We start from the raw sequence: 3113 nt of genomic DNA on the forward strand, positions 1-3113 counted from the left end.
GGCGTCGAGAACGCCAAGCCGCTCCCCAATGCCTCGACGCTGTGCGGGCGCTGCGAATCGGTCTGCCCGATGCGCATCCCCATCCCCAAATTGCTGCGCCATTGGCGCGAGACCGAATTCTCCCGCGCCATCACGCCACCCACGGAACGCTCCGGCCTGCGCTTCTGGGCCTTCATGGCGCTGCGGCCGAAACTCTATCGTCTCGCCACCTCGATCGGCGCAAGGGTGCTGAAGGGCCTCGCCGGTTCGCGCGGACGGCTTTCTTCTGCGCCATTGGCCGGCGGCTGGACCAAGCATCGCGATCTCCCGGCGCCGCAGGGGAAGACCTTTCACGAACTCTGGAAAGAGAAGCGGGGAGGCCGGTCATGAGCACGGGAACCGGCCGCGACCGCATGCTGGCCTCGATCAAGGCCGGCATCGCCCGTCAAGGCGAGCGCCGCCAAGGTGCTGCGGCACCCACGAAGCCGACACCGCTCATCCCGGCCCGCGCCACGGCGCCGGGCGTCGATGTGGTGGGCCTCTTCAAGGCGCAGCTTGCCAATGCCAAGGCGACCTTGGACGAAGTGGCGACCCGCGACGAGGTGCCGGCGGCGGTGCAGAAATATCTCGCTGCCAACAATGCCGAGGCGCGCATCCGCCTTGCGCCCGACAAGCGGGTCAGTTCCATTTCCTGGGACAAGGTGCCGCTGCTCGAAGTCTCATCCGGCCGCTCCCATGGCCAGGACCCGACCAGCGTCACGCCGGCCGTGGCGGTGGTGGCGGAAACCGGCACCGTGGTGCTGCAATCTTCCGACGCCACGCCCACGACTCTGCATTTCCTGCCCGACCAGCATGTGGTCGTCATCTCGAAAAGCCAGATCGTCGGCACCTATGAGGATGCGCTGGCGCGCGTCAAACGCGGTCCCGACGGCGCCCTGCCGCGCACGGTCAATTTCGTGACCGGGCCATCACGCAGTGCGGATATCGGCAAGATTCTCCTCATGGGCGCCCACGGCCCCAAGAAGCTCCACGTCATCGTGGTGGATGAGGAATTGTGATGGGCGGGCGCCTCCGCAGGCTCGGTGGGGCAACGCCCGGCGGGTTCTGGGAGGCGGTGTTCGCGACACCCGATCCGCGCCTCAAACATGCAGTCTTGGGCGATGATCATGTTCGGGGCCACGCGCGCGCCGGACAAGACCAATCCCTGGTGCACGGAGCCAATGGGCGTTTATGTCTGCGTCGACGATATCGAGGCGCATTTCGCCAAGGCGAAGGCCGCGGGAGCCGAGATCGTGCGGCCGCTCAGCGATACGCCTTATGGCGCGCGGGAATACTCGGCCCGCGATTGCGGCGGGCATTTGTGGTCCTTCGGGACCTATGATCCGTGGCAGGTGTGAAGGCGAAGCGCCCCTCTCCCCCGGAGGCGAATGCCGACTTTCGTCGGCGAGGGGAGAGGGTCAATTATTGCAGCCAGACCGGGTCTTTGAGCTTGGCGATGAAGGCTGCGTGGGCGGCCAGTTCTTCTTCGGTCGGGGCATTCGGGCGCGCCGGGCGGACCTGGCGGTTGCCGGCGGCGGTGGTGCTGCGTTTGGCGAAGTTCATGTCGGCGGTGCCGGCATCCTCGCTCGCCAGGGTGAGGCCGGTCTGCCGGCCGCCCAGCAATTCGAGATAGACGTCGGCCAGAAGCTGCGCATCGAGTAGCGCCCCATGCAGGGTGCGGTTGGAATTATCTATGTTGAAGCGCTTGCAGAGCGCGTCGAGCGAGGCGGGCGAGCCGGGGAATTTCGTGCGCGCCATCTTCACCGTGTCGATGGCGCGCTGGAAGGGAATGGCGCGCTTGCCGGCCTTTTCGAGCTCGAAGTTGATGAACTTCATGTCGAACTCGGCATTGTGGATGACCAAAGGGTCCTCGCCGATGAAGGCCAGGAAGTCATCGGCAAGGGCCGCGAATTTCGGCTTGTCGGCCAGGAACGCCGTGGAAAGGCCGTGGATGCGGAAGGCGGCATCCGGCATTTCGCGTTCCGGGTTGATGTAGCGGTGGAAATTGCGGCCCGTGGGGATGTGGTTTTCAAGCTCGATGCAGCCGATTTCCGCCAGCCGGTCGCCCGTCAGCGGATCAAAGCCGGTGGTTTCGGTATCGAGCACGATTTCACGCATGGGTTCGCATCCGGTCGGCATGATGGGGCAGGGCGTGGAAGGCAAGATGCCGGGAGAAGAAGCGGCTGGCAAGCTGCGTCGCCAGCGCCGGATCGCCGGTTGTATAAGCGCGGATTTCGGCCGGCAACGCGCCAAAGCGCTTCATTTCCGGGTGCCGGAAGAGATAGGCGGTGAGCGAATCGGCCGTGCGCTGGGGCTGCGAGACGATGCGGGTGTTTTCCGGGAGATGCGCCCGGAAGAGATGCTCGACCAGCGGATAATGGGTGCAGCCCAGCACCACGCTGTCGAGGCGCCCGTCCTCGATCTGCGCCAGCAGCTCGCCCACATAGCGCGCGACCATCGGTTCGATAACCCCTTCATCGGCGCCGGCTTCGATCGTGCCGGCGAGGTCCGGGCAGGCCTGCTGGAAGATCTTGAGGCGCGGCGCGCGCTTGGCGACCTCATGCACATAGGCGCCGCTCGCCACCGTGGCGCGGGTGGCAAAGACGCCGAGGGTCTCAGGTGCCCGCGCCCAATCGCTTTCGGTGGCGCTGGCATGCCAGGGGTTGTGCGCGATCTCCTCGATCATCGGCACCAGCACGCCCAGGCAGCGGTGATGGGGGAAATGATGCGGCAGCCATTCCTGCTGCAGGCGCCGCAGCGCCACGGCGGCGGCGGTGTTGCAGGCGAGGATGACCAGCGTGCAACCCAGCCCGAACAGGGTGGCGACCCCTTGCCGGGTCAGCTCATAAATCTCCTCCGTCGACCGCTGGCCGTAAGGGGCGTTGGCGTGATCGCCTAGATAAATGAAACCCTGGCGCGGCAGGCGGTGCTGCAGGGCTTCGAGGATGGTGAGGCCGCCATGGCCGGAATCGAACACGCCTATCATCGATTTTGTCGATTACACCCCAAATTATGATCGACCGGGTCGATCAGCGTTTCAACGCGCGAACGATGCGGGCGAGGGCAGCCAGGGTCGGGCGCCGGCCAAGACCGGT

General features: G+C 65.8%; 5 protein-coding genes. 3 read left to right on the forward strand and 2 right to left on the reverse strand.

What is annotated here, in order from left to right; translation table 11 throughout:
* The 3 genes from ACE3OA_RS21445 to ACE3OA_RS21455 form a co-directional block, all read left to right on the forward strand.
* A partial coding sequence (locus ACE3OA_RS21445) for a lactate utilisation protein LutB domain-containing protein (protein ID WP_374314677.1) occupies nt 1–369 on the forward strand: 369 nt, incomplete at its 5' end.
* Nucleotides 366–1037 (forward strand): lactate utilization protein C, encoded by a 672-nt coding sequence (locus ACE3OA_RS21450; RefSeq protein ID WP_374314679.1) that lies wholly within the window; start codon nt 366–368, stop codon nt 1035–1037. The genes ACE3OA_RS21445 and ACE3OA_RS21450, both read left to right, overlap by 4 nt.
* Before the next feature lie 108 nt (nt 1038–1145).
* Nucleotides 1146–1376 (forward strand): VOC family protein, encoded by a 231-nt coding sequence (locus ACE3OA_RS21455; protein WP_374314681.1) that lies wholly within the window; start codon nt 1146–1148, stop codon nt 1374–1376.
* 64 nt (nt 1377–1440) lie between these two features.
* Here ACE3OA_RS21455 and dnaQ read toward each other — a convergent pair whose 3' ends face one another.
* Both dnaQ and murI read right to left on the reverse strand, forming a co-directional pair.
* Complete coding sequence (gene dnaQ / locus ACE3OA_RS21460; protein WP_374314683.1) at nt 1441–2136, reverse strand: DNA polymerase III subunit epsilon; 696 nt, start codon at nt 2134–2136, stop codon at nt 1441–1443.
* The gene (murI, locus tag ACE3OA_RS21465) at nt 2129–3004 is read right to left on the reverse strand and encodes a glutamate racemase (protein ID WP_374314685.1); all 876 of its coding nucleotides are present in this window, start codon (nt 3002–3004) and stop codon (nt 2129–2131) included. The genes dnaQ and murI overlap by 8 nt, the downstream gene beginning before the upstream one ends.
* Between the last annotated feature and the right edge of the window lie 109 nt (nt 3005–3113).

This window comes from Dongia sp. (genome assembly GCF_041906375.1).
In the GTDB taxonomy this organism is placed as follows: Bacteria; Pseudomonadota; Alphaproteobacteria; order Dongiales; family Dongiaceae; genus Dongia.